The following is a 19,146-nucleotide window of genomic DNA, read 5'->3' as shown; positions in this document are numbered from 1 at the left end:
CGCATCCGTGTGTCGTCACTTTTTGTTACGGCTTTCTCGGCGCCCCGCCAGCCCTGCAATTCCGCCGCCGCGGCAATCTCAGGTACCATCGGCGCCACGCACAGAGCCGCCCTTCAAGTTCACCTTCGACCGTAGCCGTCCGTCATCCGATGAAGCCAGCCGCCGGCCGCAAACATCCAACGCGCCCTACCCGCCTCGTCGCCCGTTTCGTCGCGATCTCGTGGCGCGATCTCGCGGTCTCGTTCGGACCGATTTTCCTGATCGCCGTGGCCGCGATCTGGGTCGCCGTGCGCCTCATCCAGCCCGCGCCGCCCAGCACGCTGACCATCAGCGCCGGTCCGCAGGGCAGCACATTCTGGAATGCCGCGCAAAAGTACAAGGAAATTCTGGCGCGCAACCGCATCACGTTGAACGTGCTGCCTTCTGAAGGCTCCTTGCAGAATCTGCAACGGCTCTCGGACCCGGATTCGAATGTGGACGTTGCCTTCGTGCAGGACGGCATCGCGCCCGGCGCGGCCAGCAATGGATTGATGTCGCTTGGCAGCGTGTCGTATGTGCCGCTCGCAATCTTTTATCACGGGCCCACGGTCACGCGGCTGTCCGAATTCAAGGGCCAGCGGCTCGCGGTTGGGGCCGAGGGCAGCGGCACGCGCCAACTGGCGCTCGCGCTGCTCAAGGCCAACGGCATCGAGCCCGGCGGTGCAACCCGCCTGCTGCCGCTCTCGGGCGACGACGCGGCGCAGGCGCTCGTCTCCGGCAAGGTGGACGCGGCGTTTCTTGCCGGCGATTCGGCGCAGCCCGCCGTCATGGGCAAGCTTTACCGCACGCCGAACGTGCAGTTCTACGATTTCACGCAGGCCGACGCGTACACGCGGCGCTTTCCGTATCTGACGCAACTCGAATTGCCGATGGGCGCGTTCGACCTCGGCAAGAATCTGCCGTCCATGCCGATCCATATGGTCGCGCCGACCGCCGAACTGGTGGCGCGCACCTCGCTGCATCCCGCGCTGTCGGACTTGCTGATCGAGGCCGCGCGCGAGGTGCACGGCAAGGCCAACATCATGCAGCGCGCCGGCGAATTCCCCGCGCCGCTCGCTCACGATTTCCCGATCAGCGACGACGCCGCGCGCTACTACAAGTCGGGCAAGAGCTTCCTGTACCGGCTGTTGCCGTTCTGGCTCGCGAGCCTCGCCGACCGCTTGCTGGTGGTGGTCGTGCCGCTCGTGGTGCTGCTGATTCCGGCGTTGCGCCTCGTGCCGTCGCTCTACGCGTGGCGTGTGAAGTCGCGCATCTATCGCTGGTATGGCGCGCTGATCGCCATCGAGCGCAGCGCGCTCAGCGACCATTCGGCGGCCGAGCGGGCTTCCTTGCGGCAACGGCTCGATACCATCGAGGATTCGGTCAATGGTCTGAAGATGCCGCTCGCCTATGCCGACCAGTTCTACGTGCTGCGCGAGCATATCGGCTTTGTGCGGGCGAGGCTCATGCGAAGCCGCGATATGAGCGGCGATATGAGCGGCGATACAAAGCGTGATACGTGGCGGGATATATCCGGCGACGATGCGGACGACGACTCCGTCGAGGCCAGCGCCGGTACAGATGCAGACGAAGCCAGCCGAGCGGATCGCGCGGACGCGGCCGGCACGCATAACGGCACGCCGCCCGCTGCGCCGAACGAAGCCGCCGAGATCGGCGAAGTCGGCGAAGGTGGCGAACTCCGCGACGAAACCCGCGACGCAACACCGGTGCGCGAGCGCCGCCAGTCAGATTGACGGTGCAAGGCGGAGCCGCACCGCGTAAGATCATTACAATTCCGACGTTCGAGCAGATTCATCCGCCGATCCCGTCGGGCAGGCAATCCGGGAGACATATATGACCGTTGGCATCGACGCCGCGCAGCCGCTGTGGTTCTACGATTTCGTCTCGCCGTTCACGTATCTGCTACTCGAGCAACATGACAAATGGCCGGGCTTCGACTTCGTCTTCACGCCGGTGGTGCTGAACGACCTGTATCGCCATTGGGGGCAACGGCCCGCCTACAGCGTGCCGGCCAAGCGCACGTTCATGTACCGGCACGCCCTCTTTCGCGCCGAGCAGCTCGGCATTCCGTACAAGATGCCGCCCGCCCATCCGTTCGACTCGATGAAGCCGCTGCTGCTCGCCACCGCCGCTCAGGCCGACGTAGTCTGCGTGCGCGAGATCTTCCGCTTCATCTGGCGCGAGGGCCGCGATCCGTCGGGCGACGAGGCGTTCGCCGAACTGTGCGAGCGCGTGGGCATGCCAGACGGGCCCGAGCTCATCAAAAGCGAGGAAGTGAAGGCACAGTTGCAGCGCAATACCGCCGATGCAATCGGGCTCGGCGTGTATGGCGTCCCGACCTTCCGTCTGAACGATCAGTTGTTCTGGGGCGAAGATGCCTTGCCGATGGTGCTCTATTGCGCGCGTACGCCGAACTGGCTGGAATCGAGCGAGGTCAAGCGGATCAGTGCGCTGCCCTGGGGTGCCGCGGACATCTGAACGGCGAGCGCGGCGGACGGCGGCAGGACACACGCCCTGGACGTGGCTGATGCCGGTCATACCGCGCGCGCTATGGCGGCCGCGGTGCAATCGGGCCTAAGGTTATAACCTTTGCGCCATGCATGGTTCGCGCGTTGTTGCAGGGCATGCGCGCGCCTGCCCCAACAGGCGTTCGTGCTTTGCGACAGCAGCCCGGCGCTTCGCTTCCTTCCTGACCATGGACGACACCGCCGCCTCCCTCGATATCTGGCTCGTGCGCGTGCTGCGCACGCTGCTCGTCGAGCGCAGCGTCACGCAGACCGCGCTGCGGCTCAATCAGACCCAGCCCGCAATCAGTACCGCGCTGCGCAAGCTGCGCGAGACGCTGAATGATCCGATCCTCGTACGCGGCAAGTCGGGCATGGTGCCGACCGAATATGGCGAGTCGCTGCTGGCCTCCGCGCAGCGCGTGCTGCGCGAGGTGGACTTCGTGGCGACGCCCCACGGCGACTTCGATCCGGGCCGTTCGCGCCGCACGTTTCGCGTGGCGGCGCCCGATTATCTGAATGACTTCTTCATGCCAACCGTGATCGCGCAGTTTCGCGAGGCGGCGCCGCACGCCCGGCTCGAAATCGATTCTCTGAATCCGATGCTGGACCATAGCGCTGCGCTGGACGCGGGCGAGCTCGATCTCGTGATCGGCAACTGGCCGAAGCCCGATGCGCGTTTTGAGCGCAGCGATCTTTTCTCGGACACCGTGGTGTGCCTGATGCGTGCGAATCATCCGCTCGCGCATGCGCCGCTCACGCGCGAGGCCTATCTCGCCGCGCCACACCTCGCGCCGACTCCTTATAGCGGCGGACGCGGCGGCGCGATCGACATCGGCTTTGCACGTGCCAAAGCGCAACGACGCATCGTCGCCACGCTGCCCTACTTCGGGCTCGTGCCGCAGACGCTGTTGCAATCGGATCTGATCTTCACGACGACGCGCCGCTTTGCAATGCATTACGCGAGCATTCTGCCGCTCGCAGTGGTCGAGGCGCCCATTCCGTTTCCGCGTATCAAGTGCTATCAGATGTGGCATCCGCAGCCGGATCGCCCGAGCGATCTCGGCTGGCTGCGCGCGTTGATGTCCCAGGTATCGCACGGCCTGGTCGCACAGAAGACGCGGCGCGTGAAGCCGGTGCGCTGAGCGAAGCGCGTGACGTGCGTGACGTATCGGGCGGATGGGCGAATGACTGTTCAGGCGCCATCCGGCCCGCTGCTACACGCTGATGGCGGGCCGTTGCCGCTCGGGCTGCAAAGCCGCAACCCGTGACGTGATTTCGCGCTGCCCGCGAACCTGCAGCAACTCCGCGCACACCGCCACGGCAATCGCAGCCGGCGCCTTATCGACGATGCCCGCAATGCCAATCGGACACGTCATCTGCTCGAGCCGCTCAGGCTCGATGCCACGTTCGAGCAAACGCCGCTCGAACTTCACGCGCTTCGTCTTCGAACCGATCATGCCGAAGTAGGCGAAGTCGCGTCGCCGCATGATGCGAAGCGCGAGCGAAAAATCGAGCGCATGGCTATGCGTCATCACCAGAAACCAGGCGCCGGGCGGTGCGGAGTCGACGATCGCCTCGGGTGTGTCGGTGGCTTCCACTTGCACGTTTGCGGGCGTTTCGTCGGGGAAAAGTTCGTCGCGCTCGTCGACCCATTGAACCACGCATGGCAGCGTGCCGAGCAACGCTATCAGCGCGTGCCCCACGTGACCCGCACCAAACAGGACGACATGCAGCGGCGCCGCGCGTGGCGCTTGCACAGCGCTGCGCCTGCCGGTGCTCATTGGGTAGCAGTCTTCCATCGCGGTCGTCCTCATTATTGCCGCGCAGCGCACGCCGCGGCGCGCACCGCGCCGACGGCCTTGAGGATTTCCCCGCTGGTGGCCGGCGCGTTCAGCGGCGGATTCACCTTGTGACCGCCGACTGCGGAAATCGCATCGCGAATTGCAAAGAACACCGAGAACGGCAGCAGCAACGGCGGCTCGCCCGTCGCCTTCGAACGGTGAATGCTGTCCTCCGCGTTGCGGTTCTTGAAGAGGCGCACGTTGAATTCGGGCGGCGTGTCGTTGACAGTCGGAATCTTGTACGTGGACGGCGCGTGCGTCATCAGCTTGCCGCCGGCGTTCCACCACAGCTCTTCGGTAGTCAGCCAGCCCATGCCCTGAATGAACGCGCCTTCCACCTGGCCGACGTCGAGCGCCGGATTCAGCGACGCGCCCACGTCATGCAGCGCGTCCGCGCGCAGCACGCGCATTTCGCCGGTCAGCGTGTCGATCACCACTTCGGACACAGCCGCGCCATACGAGTAGTAATAGAACGGCCGGCCTTGCAGCTTCGCCTGATCCCAGTACAGTTTGGGCGTCGCGTAAAAACCGTCGGACCAAAGCTGGACGCGCGCGAGGTACGCCTTCGCGACCACTTCTTCGAACGGCACCACAGCGTCGCCCACAATTACGCGGTCATGCACAAAGCGTACTTCTGCTGCAGCGACCACGCCCGCGCCGAACCGCTCGGCGGCGAACGCGGCGAGACGCTCGCGCAACTGACGCGCCGCGTCCTGCGCGGCCTTGCCGTTCAGATCGGAGCCGGTCGACGCCGCCGTCGCCGAGGTATTCGCGACCTTGCTCGTATCGGTCGCGCTCACACGAATGCGCTCAAAGCCGACGCCCAGTTCATGCGCGACGACCTGCGCGACCTTTGTATTCAAGCCCTGGCCCATTTCGGTGCCGCCGTGGTTCACGAGCACGGAACCGTCGGTGTAGATGTGTACGAGAGCGCCGGCCTGGTTGAAATGCGTGACGTTGAATGCAATGCCGAACTTGACCGGCGTGAGCGCCAGCCCTTTCTTCAGCACCTCGTTGTTCGCGTTGAACTCGTTGATCGCGGCGCGCCGTGCGCGGTATTGACTCGTCGCTTCCAGTTCGTCGATCAGTTCGTGAATCACGTTGTCTTCGACCATCTGACCATACGGCGTCTGATTGCGCTCAGTCTTGCCGTACAGGTTGCGGCGGCGTACGTCGAGCGCATCTTCGCCGAGGGAACGCGCCACGTTGTCCATGATGTACTCGATGGCAAACGCGCCTTGCGGACCGCCGAAGCCGCGAAACGCGGTGTTCGACTGCGTGTTGGTCTTGCCGCAGAAGCCGCCGATCGCGACGTCCGAAAGCCAGTACGCGTTGTCGAAGTGACACAGCGCACGCGTCATCACCGGGCCCGACAGGTCCGCCGAAAAGCCGCAGCGCGAAGTCATGTCGACCGCGACGCCCTCGATCAGGCCCTTGTCGTCGTAGCCGACTTCATAGGTGTAATGGAAGTCGTGACGCTTGCCGGTAATCATCATGTCGTCGTCGCGATCGGGGCGCAGTTTGACGGGGCACAGCAGCTTCCACGCGGCGAGCGCCGCGCAGCATGCAAAGAGGCCCGACTGCGATTCCTTGCCGCCAAAGCCGCCGCCCATGCGCCGGCATTCGATTAATACGTTATGCGAAGCAATGCCCAATGCGTGCGCGACGAGATGCTGCATTTCCGTGGGATGCTGCGTCGAGCAGTAGACGTGCATGCCGTCGTCGTCCTTGGGCACCGCGTAGGAAATCTGCCCTTCCAGATAGAACTGCTCCTGACCGCCGAGCAGCATTTCGCCGGCCTCCCGATGCGCCGCGCGCGCGATCTTCGTGCCGGCCTCGCCGCGCGCGAGTTTCATCGGCGGCAGCACCGACTGGTTGGCAGCGCGCGCCTGCTGCGCGGTCAGAATCGCGGGCAGTTCCTCGTAGACAATCTCGGCGCGCCGTGCGGCGAGGCGCGCGGCTTCATGCGAGGTCGCGACCACGATGAACACCGGCTGCCCGACGTATTGCACGAGCCCGTCCGCGAGAATCGGATCGTCGCCGTGGACGATGGGCGCCACATCGTTGGCGCCCGGAATGTCGTTCGCGGTGAAGATAGCGACCACGCCGGGCGTCGCGCGAACTTGCTCGAACGACATCGACACGATCTTCGCATGCGCTTTCGACGACAGGCCGAGCGCCGCGTGCAGCGTGCCGGCCACGGTGGGAATGTCATCCGTATAAGTGGCGCGGCCGCTCACGTGCAGATGCGCCGATTCATGCGGACGCGACACGTGCACCTGCGTGAAGTCTTCGAGCGCCTGAGCGTCTTTCAGGAAAGGTTCGGCATGCTGATTCATTGTTGTGTTCTCCGTGTTTCTGCTGGATCGCGCGCGTCAGGCGCCGGCTGCCGCGTTGGCTTGGCTATGCGCGTCGGCTGGCGCGCGAGCCGCCGCGACCGCGCGCACGTCCAGCGCGCTTCTGGGCAGCGGATTGTGCGGGCGGGTTTCGAGCCAGAAGCGATACAAGGTGTTTTTCGCGGCTTCCAGACGATAGTTGCTGGTCGCGCGCATGTCGGAGAGCGGCGTGTAGTCGTTAGCAAGCGCGAGCATCGCGGCCTGGACGGTGGCTTCGTGCCATTGCGCGTCGCGCAGCACGGCTTCCGCCTGGGTCGCGCGCTTCGGTGTGGCGGCCATGCCGCCGAACGCGATGCGCGGCTCACGAATCAGCGTGCCGTCGGCGATGAACGAAAACGCCGCGCACACGGCGGAGATGTCGGAGTCGAAGCGCTTCGAGAGCTTGTAGGTACGGAATTGCAACTGCGCGCGGGCGCCGGTGCGAGCCGGCACCTTCACGCCGACCACGAACTCGTGTTCCGCCATGTCCTTCTTCTGATAGGCGAGGTACAGGTCTTCGAGCGGCATCTCGCGTTCGCTGGCGCCGCCGCGCACGATCACGCGCGCACCGAGCGCGATGAGGCCCGGCATCGAGTCGCCGATCGGCGAGCCGTTGGCGATGTTGCCGCCGAGCGTGCCTGCGTTGCGGATCGGCAGCGAGGCGAAGCGCTGCCACATCTCCGTGACTTCGGGGTACTGCTTCGCGATCTCGGCGTAGGCCTTTTCGACGGTCACGCCCGCGCCGATCTCGATCCAGTCGCCGCGCGTTTCGAGTTTCTGCAATTCGGCAATCTGCCCTACGTAGACCACGTTGCCAAGCTCGCGCATCTGCTTGGTCACCCACAAGCCGATGTCCGTGCTGCCCGCGAGAATGCGCGCGGCCGGTTCGGTCTGCTTGATCTGAGCGAGTGCTTCGACGGTGCGCGGCGCGTAAAAGCGCTGACCGTCGTGTTCATAGTGAAACGTGTGATCGCGTTGCAGCGTGGCAAGCGCGGCCGCGAGTGCGTCCGCGTTCAGCGGCGCTTTCGGCGCGGGCGCTTCGAACATGCGCACGGCTGCATCCACGATCGGACGATAGCCGGTGCAGCGGCACAGGTTGCCGGTGAGCGCGTTGCTGATCGCTTCGCGCGACGGCACCGTCCGGTTCGCGCAGCTCTGTTCGTGGCCGTGCTTTTCGTACAGAGACCACATCGACATGACGAAGCCGGGCGTACAGAAACCGCATTGGGAGCCGTGGCATTCGACCAGCGCCTGCTGTACCGGGTGCAGCGAGCCGTCGGGCTGGCGCAGGTCTTCGACGGTAAAGAGCGCTTTGCCGTCGAGCGTCGGCATGAACTGGATGCACGCGTTGACCGCCTTGAAGTCGACGCCGCCCGCTTCGTTGCGCTCGCCGACCACCACGGTGCACGCGCCGCAATCGCCCTCGGCGCAGCCTTCCTTGGTGCCGGTGCAACGCGCGTCCTCGCGCAGATACTGCAGAACCGTGCGGGTGACGGGCGCGTCCTTGATCTCGCGGATCTCGTTGCGGTGATAAAAGCGAATCGGCTCAGTCATGTGTCGGGCTCTCGGTGTTCTCGAATCTCGGGCGCGGCTGCCAGCACCGCGCGGATGGTTCAAAAACTATCATCGTCAATAAATAGAACCCATAGCCCGAGTCGCATGCGGGACATATTCACAAAACGATATTGAGACAGGTTGAGCGCGCCGTTCGCTTATGTTGAAGTGGCCTGTTCCAGGCGTTATAGCGAAGGTTGGTGCGTTTACGCCAACTCTCGGGCGGTGTCGAAGCGGATTTAGGCGGCCGTAGGGGCGCATTTTCGCGCCCCGAGTACGCTTTTGAAGCCCTTGCTGCCCGCCTTTCATCCCACAATTATTAAGCGAGCGCTGCACGAGACTCGGTTCCATGGGAAAATCACGCCTTCCCGCGGTTTTCAAGTCTCGTTTTCCCCATGTCCACCGACTCAGCGCCACCTCGCAGCGAATTTGCGACGACCATGCAGATCATTCCGGTCGTCTTTTTCACGTTTCTTTGCTACCTGACGATCGGCATTCCGCTTGCGGTGCTGCCCGGCTACGTCCACGACGACCTCGGGTATAGCGCGGTGCTCGCCGGTGCGGCGATCAGCGTCCAATACCTGGCGACGCTGGCCTCGCGGCCGCTCGCCGGCCGTTCCGCAGATACGCTCGGGCCGAAGCGCACGGTGTCCATCGGCTTGCTCGGCTGCGGCGCGAGCGGCGTGCTGTTGCTGCTGGCGGTCCTGTGCGGACGCTGGCCGGCGGCGAGCCTCGCGCTGCTGGTCTGCAGCCGGCTGGTGCTCGGATTCGGCGAAAGCCTGTGCGGCACGGGCGCGATTCTGTGGGGAATCGGCCGGGTGGGCACGAGCAATAACGCACGGGTGATTTCCTGGAACGGCATTGCCACATATGGCGCGCTGGCGGTGGGCGCGCCGCTTGGCGTGGCAATCGAGCGGACCGTCGGCTTTGCCGCGCTCGGCATTCTGGTCATGCTGCTGGCAGCGCTCGGCTTCTACCTTGCGCGCTCGATTGCGCCGGTGCCCGTCGTGCACGGCGAGCGGATGTCGTACCGGAGCGTATTCACGCGCGTGCTGCCGCACGGCATAGGCCTCGCGCTCGGCTCCGCCGGTTTTGGATCGATCGCGACGTTCATCACGCTGTTCTATGCGGCGAAGCAGTGGCCGAACGCGGCGCTCTCGCTGACGGTGTTCGGCACGCTGTTCATCGGCGCGCGGCTGCTGTTTGCCAACACCATCAAGACTTACGGCGGGTTCCGGGTCGCGATTGCTTCGTTTTCCTTCGAATGCGTCGGCTTGCTGATGCTGTGGCTCGCGCCCGAGCCGCACGTGGCATTGGCGGGCGCGGCGTTGACCGGATTCGGCTTTGCGTTGGTGTTTCCAGCGCTGGGTGTGGAGGCCGTGGGCCTCGTGCCGCCGGCCAGCCGGGGTGCCGCCTTGTCGGCGTATTCGGTGTTTCTCGACCTCTCGTTGGGCATTACCGGGCCGTTGGCAGGCTACATTGCCGGCGAGTTCGGCTATGGGTCGGTGTTCCTGTTCGCGGCTATCGCTGCTGCGGCGGCTGTCGGGCTGTCCTGTTTTCTTTATCTTCGCGATACGAAGGTGGGGAAGATGCCCGCGGCACTTTGAGCGCGGGCGCGCGCCTGGCTGTGTTGGCGCGCGGCGCTTTCTGATGCCCTCCCTTTGGCCAGGAAGAACTAGCCCGCCGGGGTTGCGCGACCGGTCGACGCAGGCGGCTTCGGCTGTGCCGGATTCGGCAGGCTCTGTTGCGGCGCGTTGCGCCGGATGGTGTCCTCGGTTGCGCCGATCAGATTGAGTGTGTTCTCGCGTGCCTCGATCTTCACCGGGTCCGTCTTCTTCCACTGCTTCTTCGGAATGACGAGCTTCCACGTCGCGTCGCTGCCCGCGTTGCGGAAAAAGGCAACGACGCCGACATATTGCGCGTCGCCGTTCATCGGCTCGCTAATGCTCGCGCTGGCGTCCGGGCGCAGCACGACGTCTCTGGTTGCCAGCACGTCGGCTTTCAGCGCATCGAGGTCGTTGGTTTGCAACTGCTGGTAGTCGAGCTGCTGGAAGATCTGTGCCGTTTTCAACTGATAGATCCGCACCACCGTCGACAACGATTGTCCATCGCCAGTTGTGTTCAACGACGAGCGGCTCGCGAGGTCGATGTTCATCGTTTTCACCTGCGTCGTGAATGCCCATTTCGCTGCGTCTACCGTGCTGTCCTTGACCGTCTGCCCGACTCCGCACCCGGCGAGCGCAAGCATGGTCAGGACGATCGCTCCGCCCCGAAGTTTCTGCATCATCGTTTGGTCCTTTGTGTGTTGCATGAATCAGATCGCCTGTCAGTGGGCAGGGAGCGCGGGGGTGCGCTGGCGGGCGGCGTGCGGTGAGGTGCCGCCGGTCCATTGGCCGAGTTGGACGGGTATGTCGATATCCCGGCGTCCGGCATGGCTTAAGCCAGCGTGACGGCTCGCGCCGGATCGATCGCGGTGAGCTCGCCCGTCAGCAGTTCGATGCGCGCGCTCAACGCCGGCTTGTCTGCGTCCTTGCGGTTCATTCTCACTTTCAGCAAGCGCAGCAGATGATGCTTGGCTTCAAACGCGAGGGACGGCTCCCACGCGCCAAGCTCGAAACGCTGTGCGCTGCGCTCGAGCGTGGACAGCAGATGCAGCGCCGTGTCAGCACGGTCGGCGCGCTCGGCCACGCGCGCCATCACCAGTTGGCGCAGGAAGCGTTCGCGCTCGCCCTGTTCTCCGCGCTGCGCGGGCAAACCCTGCAGCCAGGCAAACGCCGCCTCGAGTCCCTGCTGGGCGGCAAGATCGCACGCGTGCGCCTCGGTTTCCGCCCAATCGGTGTGAGCCGACGAGGAGCTCACAGGCGCGACTGCCTCGCCACGCTCGACGTCACGTACCGTCGCGTAGCGCGCGATCCATTCGAGCGTAGCGTCGTCGGCAAACGGCGAACCGTCGGAAAACGCCAACTGATCGAGTCCAGGCAGGCGCTCGAGCATCAGTGCGCAGTCGGTCGCGACCAGGTCGCGGACCTGCGCATATTGGCCGCCAGCCTGCTCCTGCGCGCTGAACGCGTAATACTGAAGATCCAGCCAGAAGTGGTTGGCGCCTTCGGCAAACGCCGCTTCGACCCGATCCAATAGTTCCGGCCATTGTTTCTGCAACAGCAGCCGTTTCAGATGGGAGCGCAATTCGGCGCGCGGCGCGACGAGCCGCGTTTTGCCACTGGCCTCGTGCGGCGGCACTTCCGTGAGCGTGTCCCAGCGCACGCAGCGCATCAGCCGGTAAGCTGCGAGATATCCGTGTGGCTGGTCTCGCAGAAACTGCGCCATTTGACGCGCACGGTCGAGCAGTTCGCGGGTCGAAGCGACTTCGGTGGGAGCGGCCAGCGCCGCGGCCGCCAGGGTCGCGGGCGACGGCGTAGCGCCAGAGAGCGTGTCATTACTGATGCTTGGCGCAGGCCGCGGCGTTTCCACGCGACTTTCGAAGCGGCGAAACAGCGCATCCAGTTCCGGACGTGCGGCTTCCGGCCATTGCGCGGTGCGCTCGACAATCAACGCGAGCGCCGAGAGCGTGCGTTCGAGCAGCGCATCGGACAGACCTTGTACGCGTTCCAGCCGGTCCGCGAAGGTGCTGCCCGCGAGCCACTCCAGCGCGGCCTTGCGGGTTTCGGCGCGGGCCGGCAGTAGATCTTCGCCAAAACGGTCGATCAGCGCCGACAGCAGTTCGAAGCCGCACGCCACGCCTTCAGCGCCATCACGGCGCATACGTCCATACACGTAATAGACCGCGAGACGCACATCCTTCGCGCTGTGCTTGAGCAGGCGCTCGGCTGTTTCGACAATAAGCGTGTCGTCGATGTCGGAAAGTCTGGCGACTTCTTCCTTGATCGCGAGGAAGTCGTCGTCGTAACCGGGGTCGGCACCGGTGGGCGCGTTATCGCTGATGGGACGCAGCCAGTCATCCCATTGTCCTTGTGTCGAACGGGCAAGATCGGACGGCGGGCGCGCGCCGAACAGCGCGCTCAGAAGGTTCGTTAGCATAGGCGTGAGAGAGGGGCTGCACGGGGGACCCGACTGCCGGTCGGAACGGACGTGCGATGGCGCAATGGAGACCGGCTTGCGCAGGGATCAGCCGCCGGTTGCCTGCTTCAGACAGGGCAACCGGCGGCTGCGGGATAGCGGCGCGGTTGCGCGGCGCCAATAGCTGCAGTGGCACCTTGCCCAGGCCCATGCGCACGAGCGTGAGGCGCCTGCGTCGGCCTGGCCGAAGCTCAACATCCCATCCCGCCCCAAGTAATCGTCGTGCGAAAGCGAGCCGGGATGCGCAATTTCCACAATCACGCGATACGGCTCGCCGATACGCTCGACGGTGCTGAACGATACGACAGAAATTTCGCAACCGTTGGCAGGCCCGGTTACGTCAAGAAAATATGACTGCCGCCCCGTTACGGCTCGCGGGATCGCTTCGATCCCGCCGACGTGTTCGTTCAAACCAGCCATCGCTCATTATCCCCCTTCGTATCGCGGCGCACTCGCACTATCTGTACTGCTTATGATTACCACCAGGCGAGTTTTGGGCAGCAACGGTAACTCCTGCGGCCCATTCTGTGAATAGGATTCGAGCAATTTTTTTCGTCTTGATCAAATTTTTCAAAAACGCAATTTCAAGACGAAACGCGTGTGTTACATATTCGATATTCATGTTTGTTGTACTGATTGATGTATCGACACTCAAGATCCTAAGGACATAAAAAATGGCAAACAGCTTCCAGAACGAGGTACCGAAAGCAAGAATCAATATCAAGCTTGACCTGCATACTGGGGGCGCGCAGAAAAAGGTGGAGCTTCCGCTCAAGCTGCTGGTCATGGGCGACTACAGCAACGGCCAGGACACGCGCGCACTCGCGGAACGCGCCAGGATCGACATCAACAAGAACAACTTCAATTCGGTTCTCGCCGACTACAGCCCCAAGGCGAAGATCGCTGTCGAGAATACGCTGGCAGGCGACGGCTCCGAACTGCCGGTGAGCCTGGAATTCAAGTCGATGGACGACTTCAGACCGGATGTCGTGGCAGGCAAGGTGCCGGAGTTGCGCGCGCTGATGGCTGCCCGCAACCTGCTGCGCGACCTCAAATCCAACCTGCTCGATAACGCAACGTTTCGTCGCGAGCTCGAGAAAATCCTCAAGGACCCGGCCCTGTCCGACCGCCTGCGCTCGGACCTGCAGCAAATCGGTGAATCAGCACCGGCTACGCAACAGTAATCGCCGCTTATCGAGGAATATTGAATATGGCAAAGAACGAAACGGCACTTCAGGATTCGGCTGCAACCACGGCGGAAACAGTCGTGCTGGACGCCCCCGGCAAGAGCGTCTACGAATCCCTCTGCGAAAAGATCAACCTGACGCCTGTGAAGCAAACGCGTCCGTTCGACTCCTTCCAGAATGCGGACTCGCTGTCAGAATCCTCGCTCGATGAGCGCGTCGCGCAGGCAATGAGCGTGTTCCTGAAGATGATCAACGAATCGTCGCAACAGGTGGATCGTCTTGACAAAAGTCTGCTGGACTTCCACATCGCGCATCTGGACCGGCAGATCAGCCGTCAGCTCGACGCGATCATGCACAACGAAACGTTCCAGCAGATCGAATCGGCATGGCGCGGCCTGAAGTTCCTGGTCGATCGCACCGATTTCCGCAAGAACGTTCGCATTGAAGTGCTGGACGTATCGAAGGAACAGTTGCGCCAGGATTTTGAGGACACGCCTGAAGTAATCCAGAGCGGCCTGTACCTGCACACCTACATTCAGGAATACGACACGCCGGGCGGCGAGCCGATCGGCTCGATCATCTCGAACTACGAGTTCGACCGCAGCCCGCAGGACATCGCGCTGCTGCGCAATATCGCGAAGGTATCGGCAGCGGCTCATATGCCGTTCATCGGCTCGGTGTCGCCGAAGTTCTTCGGCAAGGATTCAATGGAAGAAGTCGCAAGCATTCGCGACATCGGCAATTACTTCGACCGCGCCGAATATCTGAAGTGGAAGAGCTTCCGCGAGTCTGACGACGCCCGCTACATCGGTCTCACGCTGCCGCGCTTCCTGGCACGTCTGCCGTACGGCCCCGACACAACGCCGGTGCGCGCGTTCAACTACGAGGAAGCGGTCAAGGGCCCGGACCACACGCGCTATCTGTGGGCCAACGCGTCGTTCGCGTTTGCGGCCAACATGGTGAGAAGCTTCATCAAGAACGGCTGGTGCGTGCAGATTCGCGGTCCGCAGGCAGGCGGCCTGGTCGAAGACCTGCCGATCCACCTGTACGACCTGGGCACCGGCAACCAGGCCAAGATTCCGAGCGAAGTGCTGATTCCCGAAACGCGCGAGTTCGAGTTCTCCAATCTCGGTTTCATTCCGCTGTCGTACTACAAGAATCACGACTTCGCGTGCTTCTTCTCGGCACACTCGGCGCAGAAGCCGGCGGTGTACGACACCAAAGAAGCCACGGCGAACAGCCGCGTCAATGCGCGTCTGCCGTACATCTTCCTGCTCTCGCGAATCGCGCACTATCTGAAGCTGATTCAGCGCGAGAACATCGGCACGACAAAAGATCGTCGCTTGCTCGAGCTGGAACTGAACACGTGGGTCAAGTCCCTCGTCACTGAAATGACCGATCCGGGCGATGACCTGCAGGCATCGCACCCGCTGCGCGAAGCAAAGGTCATTGTCGAGGACATAGAGGACAACCCGGGCTTCTTCCGCGTCAAGCTATTCATCGTGCCGCACTTCCAGATCGAAGGCATGGACATCAATCTCTCGCTGGTCTCGCAAATGCCCAAGGCAAAGAACTAGAGACCGACTGCAAGAGCTGGTTCGGTAGTTCCCGCGCGGCGCGCAACACGTGCCGCGCGGTGCGCATTCGTATGCGAAACCGTGTCCCAGGGGATTTGCTTGAGGGACGTTTCAGGCATCAACCATAACGATGAAGATTACAAGACCGCTGTGGGCGCCGGGCATTTTCATGACGCCGCAGCATTTCCAGCAACAGGCGCTGTGGGAGCGGTACGCCGACGAGCGTACGGCGCGCATCGGCAGTCCCGACCCGTGGGGAGTGAGCCGGGTGGCTTTCGACACGCAGGCGTTGTCGATCGATCGTCTGCAGCTGGCGTTGCTGGACCTGCGCCTGCCCGACGGTACCCTGTTCGATACAGAATCCGCCGACCGACTGCCATCGCCGCGCGATCTAGGCGAAGTGCCTGCGCATACGGAAGCGGTCGTCGTGCTTGCAGCCCTGCCGCTCGTCGACCCGCAGGGTGGAAACTGCGTCGAAGCTGGTGAGAAGCCGGCCCGTCCGCGCCGCTACACGCGGGAATTTCTGCAAGTGGCAGATCTCAACGGCGAGGGCAAGGAGGAAATCAGCGTCGAGCGTCACTCGCTTGCGCTGTTGTTCGACTTCGAGGAGCCAGGCGGCTATGTGACGTGCCCGATCGGCAGGATCGTGCGCAATGCGCAGGGCCGCTTCGAGATCGACGCAGCATTCGTCCCGCCGTGCCTCGTGCTGTCCGCGAGCGGCCAGTTGACGAGCCGCATGAACCGGTTATCCGAAATCCTGAGTGCGAAAAGCGCAAGTCTCGCCGTGCGCCGGCGCGAGCGCTCCGACCAGATCGCCGACTACGCGGTCGCCGACGTGTCGCTCTTCTGGCTGCTGCATAGCGTGAACAGCACGTGGCCTGATCTTGCACGCCTGTGCCAGGCGCCAGACCAGCACCCCGAGCGCCTGTATAGCGTGCTGGCGCGACTGGCCGGCTCCCTGCTGACGTTCTCGACTACAGAAACGCTGAGGGCTATTCCGCCGTACGCGCACCGCGCGCCGGAGCCGGTCTTTGCGGAACTCGAGTCGCTGATCCGGACGCTGCTCGATACGGTGATCCCCTCGCGCGTCGTGCCGATCGCCCTCGAACGTATTCGTGACACGGCGTGGCTCGGCAAGATCAACGACGAGCGGCTCGTCGAAGGCGCGGACTACTACCTGTCGGTCCGCTCCGCGCTGCCCGCGCACGCGCTGCTCGAACAGTTGCCGCGTTTGTGCAAGGCCGGCGCGCCAGACGAGGTCGAGCAGATCGTCAACTCGGCGCTCTCCGGCATTCCATTGCGCAGCATGTCGCGGCTTCCCGCCGCCATTCCTGTGCGGATCGAGAATCAATATTTCGCGCTCGACGGCGCCCACCCCGCGTTCAAACGTATGGTGGATGCGCGCGCGTGCCAGTTCTACATCCCGGCCTCCATGCCCGACGTGTCGCTGGAACTTTACGCGGTGCTGCCGACATGACGCACCCCTCGACAAGCCGCGCGGCCACGCCGCTGCCTTCGCGGTTACCCGTGGCGTTGCGCGACACGGCGCTGACAGTCGCGCTGCTGGCTGCCGATCCCGCGCCGCAGTCGTTCAGCGCCTTTCGCGACAAATGCAAGCAGCAGGTGCGCAGGCTGCGCGAGGAGATGCAATCCGCGGGGCATCCGCAAGGCGTAATTGAAGACGCCGCTTATGCCCAATGCGCGCTGCTCGACGAAACAGCGTTGAGCAATCTGCGGGGCGAGGATCGCGACGCGTGGGAGCGTCTGCCGCTGCAGGTCGACGAATTCCACAGCAACGAGGCGGGGCATGAACTGATTGCACGTATCGAGCACCGTCTGGCTGAGCCGCAACCGGTGCTGCCACTGCTGGCAATTTTCTGCGCGGTGCTGGACCTGGGGTTCACGGGCAAATTCGCATTGGCCGGCCGCGAGGCCCGCGCTGCGCTCGTCAAGGCGCTCGGCGAACGGCTCGGCCGTGCTGAGGACACGTCCGGCTCCATCGTCATCAAAGCGCCCGGCTCGACGCGCTGGTCCGAGCGGCTTACGCCGCTGACGTGGGTCATCGGCGCGTGCGTCGTCGCCGCCTTCGTGTACGTCGCGCTCGATCAGTGGCTCAGCGCCTCCGTCGCCCGGATAGCACATTGATGGAGCCGCGTTTGACTGGTTACCCGAGTGGTTATCCATACCGCACGCTCTTCGTGTGGGTCGCGCTGCTGGCGCTGATCTGGCTCGCACTGTCTTCGCCCCTGTCCGCCGGGTGGAACGCGGTCTTCGCTGCACTCGTGGTTTTCGGCACGCTCGTTGCCGTCATGCTCGCAACGAGGCGCGTACGCGCCCGCCGCGAGGCGACCCGCCATGTGCTGGACGCCGCCGATACAGCGCTCGGCTCGCTGCCTGCCGAACTGAAACACAACACGCCGCTGGTGATCGCCGTGGGCGACAACAGCGGCGAACTGGATCGTCTGTTTGGCTCCGCGCTCGTTCGCATGACGGACTCCGTCATCTGGGTACGCAACGAGGACCCGGCGCGACTCATGTATCTGGCCGATGCGCTCAAGCGCTGGCGTGACGGCCAGAGGCCCGACGCCATCGCGTATCTGCTGGCAGTCGACGAGGCCACTGGCACTCTTACCTTGCAGGCCGCGCTCAGGCGCTGGTGCTCGGCAATCGGTGAAGCAAGCCGCGCGGTTGGCTATGCGCTGCCCGTATGCGTTGCGCTCTATGCGCGCGAAACGGGACTCTCGAAAGAGGACGCGCCGTGGTTCGGCGTCTCCGGCGCACAAGGAATGCAGCCGGAAGCGCTCGTCGACCTGATCGCAGCAAGACTCGCCCAGTACACGCACATGGCCAGTCCGGAAATCGCGCAGGAACGTGAGTTGCGCGCGCACCGAGCCGCGCGACTCGACGCCATCGTGCGCTGGGCGAGCCACGCTGTCGTGCCGGCGTTCGCCAATGCTCAACGTGGCGCGTTGCGACTTGCCGCGCTGGGCGTCACGGCAGTGGATGGACGACCTGCCGCTGACTCTCTGTTCGGCCAATTCGTCACCGGCATCACCGAGTTGCCACTCGCCCGCGCAGACGGTGGCGCGCGGCGTGCGAGCGCGGCACACCCACAAGCAGCGCGAGCGGTTCAATCGGACACGCCGCAGCCGCCCACGCTCACCTCATACCCGCTGCCCGAACCGTTGATTCGCGGCATCGAGCCTCAGCCAGCAAGACGCGCGTTGCCGCGCGCACTCGCGCATGCGTTCGTGTGCCTCACTGCCTGCTTTTGCGCGGCCGCGGCGGCATCGGCCTGGCAGAACCGGGCGCTGGTGGAACGGATTGTCGGCGATATGGCCCGCTACCGGGCGATTGCGCCCGCCCAAGACGCCGCCCGCGTCGACGCGCTCAAAGCCGTCAAGCGGGACCGCGACGAGCTCGAACGCTATGCGAGCCTCGGCGTACCGCCCCGCCTCGGACTGGGCCTGTATCGCGGAGCCCCGCTGCAGCAACCGGTCAACGCGCTGATTGCCAGCTATCAGCCGCCGCCCCCTGCGCCCGTTCCGCCACCCACCATCGAACTGGACAGCATGTCGTTGTTCCGTTTCGGCAGCGCGGTGCTGAACCCTGGTTCCAACCGTGTGCTGATCGGCGCTCTCGAAATGATCAAGGCGCATCCGGACAAGCGCGTACTGGTGGCAGGCCATACCGATTCCCTCGGCACCCCGGCCAGCAATCTGAAACTCTCGGAGGCGCGCGCGGCCTCCGTGCGCGACTGGCTGGCGGACGCATCGGGCATTGCGTCGACGCGTTTCGCCATTCAGGGCTATGGCGACACGCGCCCGAAGGCGCCCAACACGACAGAGGCAGGTCGCGCGGCCAATCGCCGGGTCGAAATCACACTGGTCCCGGATTGCCGGGACACGTTTGAGGAAAGCAGGAACGGCAATAGCCGTTCCATCCCCCAAGGCCACATGGCCTGTTCACTGGAGTAAAAGGAAGAAGAA

14 protein-coding genes are annotated in these 19,146 nt (G+C 64.0%); 9 read left to right on the top strand and 5 right to left on the bottom strand.

Features of this window, described 5'->3' with window-relative positions; all coding sequences use genetic code 11:
- Nucleotides 1–149: 149 nt before the first annotated feature.
- The 3 genes from F757_RS0113155 (at nucleotide 150) to F757_RS0113145 (ending at nucleotide 3,688) form a co-directional block, all read left to right on the top strand.
- Complete coding sequence (locus F757_RS0113155) at nucleotides 150–1,772, top strand: TAXI family TRAP transporter solute-binding subunit (RefSeq protein WP_027211785.1); 1,623 nt, start codon at nucleotides 150–152, stop codon at nucleotides 1,770–1,772.
- A gap of 100 nt (nucleotides 1,773–1,872) precedes the next feature.
- Nucleotides 1,873–2,517, top strand: coding sequence for a 2-hydroxychromene-2-carboxylate isomerase (locus F757_RS0113150; RefSeq protein ID WP_027211784.1), 645 nt, complete (start codon nucleotides 1,873–1,875; stop codon nucleotides 2,515–2,517).
- Nucleotides 2,518–2,734: 217 nt separating this feature from the next.
- Entirely contained in the window at nucleotides 2,735–3,688 is a 954-nt protein-coding gene (locus F757_RS0113145; protein WP_027211783.1) for a LysR substrate-binding domain-containing protein, read from the top strand.
- A gap of 72 nt (nucleotides 3,689–3,760) precedes the next feature.
- Here F757_RS0113145 and xdhC read toward each other — a convergent pair whose 3' ends face one another.
- Genes xdhC through xdhA form a run of 3 tightly spaced genes read right to left on the bottom strand, consistent with a single transcriptional unit; the run spans nucleotide 3,761 to nucleotide 8,316 of the window.
- Nucleotides 3,761–4,345 (bottom strand): xanthine dehydrogenase accessory protein XdhC, encoded by a 585-nt coding sequence (gene xdhC, locus F757_RS33455; RefSeq protein WP_035466742.1) that lies wholly within the window; start codon nucleotides 4,343–4,345, stop codon nucleotides 3,761–3,763.
- Between the two features lie 14 nt (nucleotides 4,346–4,359).
- The gene (gene xdhB / locus F757_RS0113135) at nucleotides 4,360–6,726 is read right to left on the bottom strand and encodes a xanthine dehydrogenase molybdopterin binding subunit (protein ID WP_027211782.1); all 2,367 of its coding nucleotides are present in this window, start codon (nucleotides 6,724–6,726) and stop codon (nucleotides 4,360–4,362) included.
- Between the two features lie 36 nt (nucleotides 6,727–6,762).
- Nucleotides 6,763–8,316, bottom strand: coding sequence for a xanthine dehydrogenase small subunit (gene xdhA, locus F757_RS0113130; protein ID WP_027211781.1), 1,554 nt, complete (start codon nucleotides 8,314–8,316; stop codon nucleotides 6,763–6,765).
- A 395-nt stretch (nucleotides 8,317–8,711) separates the two neighbouring features.
- Here xdhA and F757_RS0113125 point away from each other — a divergent pair, with 395 nt between their 5' ends.
- Entirely contained in the window at nucleotides 8,712–9,923 is a 1,212-nt protein-coding gene (locus F757_RS0113125) for an MFS transporter (RefSeq protein WP_027211780.1), read from the top strand.
- Nucleotides 9,924–9,991: 68 nt separating this feature from the next.
- Here F757_RS0113125 and tssJ read toward each other — a convergent pair whose 3' ends face one another.
- On the bottom strand, nucleotides 9,992–10,603 hold the full coding sequence (gene tssJ / locus F757_RS33450) for a type VI secretion system lipoprotein TssJ (protein ID WP_035466740.1): 612 nt from the start codon (nucleotides 10,601–10,603) through the stop codon (nucleotides 9,992–9,994).
- Between the two features lie 149 nt (nucleotides 10,604–10,752).
- Nucleotides 10,753–12,354 (bottom strand): type VI secretion system protein TssA, encoded by a 1,602-nt coding sequence (tssA, locus tag F757_RS0113115; protein WP_027211779.1) that lies wholly within the window; start codon nucleotides 12,352–12,354, stop codon nucleotides 10,753–10,755.
- A gap of 713 nt (nucleotides 12,355–13,067) precedes the next feature.
- Between tssA and tssB the strand changes: the two genes are divergently transcribed.
- From tssB to F757_RS0113085, 5 genes are all read left to right on the top strand, one after another.
- Nucleotides 13,068–13,577, top strand: coding sequence for a type VI secretion system contractile sheath small subunit (tssB, locus tag F757_RS0113105; RefSeq protein ID WP_013338149.1), 510 nt, complete (start codon nucleotides 13,068–13,070; stop codon nucleotides 13,575–13,577).
- A gap of 26 nt (nucleotides 13,578–13,603) precedes the next feature.
- Entirely contained in the window at nucleotides 13,604–15,157 is a 1,554-nt protein-coding gene (tssC, locus tag F757_RS0113100) for a type VI secretion system contractile sheath large subunit (RefSeq protein ID WP_027211777.1), read from the top strand.
- A gap of 130 nt (nucleotides 15,158–15,287) precedes the next feature.
- Nucleotides 15,288–16,634, top strand: coding sequence for a type VI secretion system baseplate subunit TssK (gene tssK / locus F757_RS0113095; protein WP_027211776.1), 1,347 nt, complete (start codon nucleotides 15,288–15,290; stop codon nucleotides 16,632–16,634).
- Nucleotides 16,631–17,302, top strand: coding sequence for a DotU/TssL family secretion system protein (locus tag F757_RS0113090; protein ID WP_027211775.1), 672 nt, complete (start codon nucleotides 16,631–16,633; stop codon nucleotides 17,300–17,302). Before tssK ends, F757_RS0113090 begins: the two co-directional genes overlap by 4 nt.
- Nucleotides 17,302–19,134, top strand: coding sequence for an OmpA family protein (locus F757_RS0113085; RefSeq protein ID WP_027211774.1), 1,833 nt, complete (start codon nucleotides 17,302–17,304; stop codon nucleotides 19,132–19,134). Before F757_RS0113090 ends, F757_RS0113085 begins: the two co-directional genes overlap by 1 nt.
- Nucleotides 19,135–19,146 lie beyond the last annotated feature (12 nt).

Source organism: Burkholderia sp. WSM2232 (genome assembly GCF_000472545.1).
Taxonomy (GTDB): domain Bacteria; phylum Pseudomonadota; class Gammaproteobacteria; order Burkholderiales; family Burkholderiaceae; genus Paraburkholderia.
This window is presented reverse-complemented; position numbering and strand designations above follow the sequence as displayed.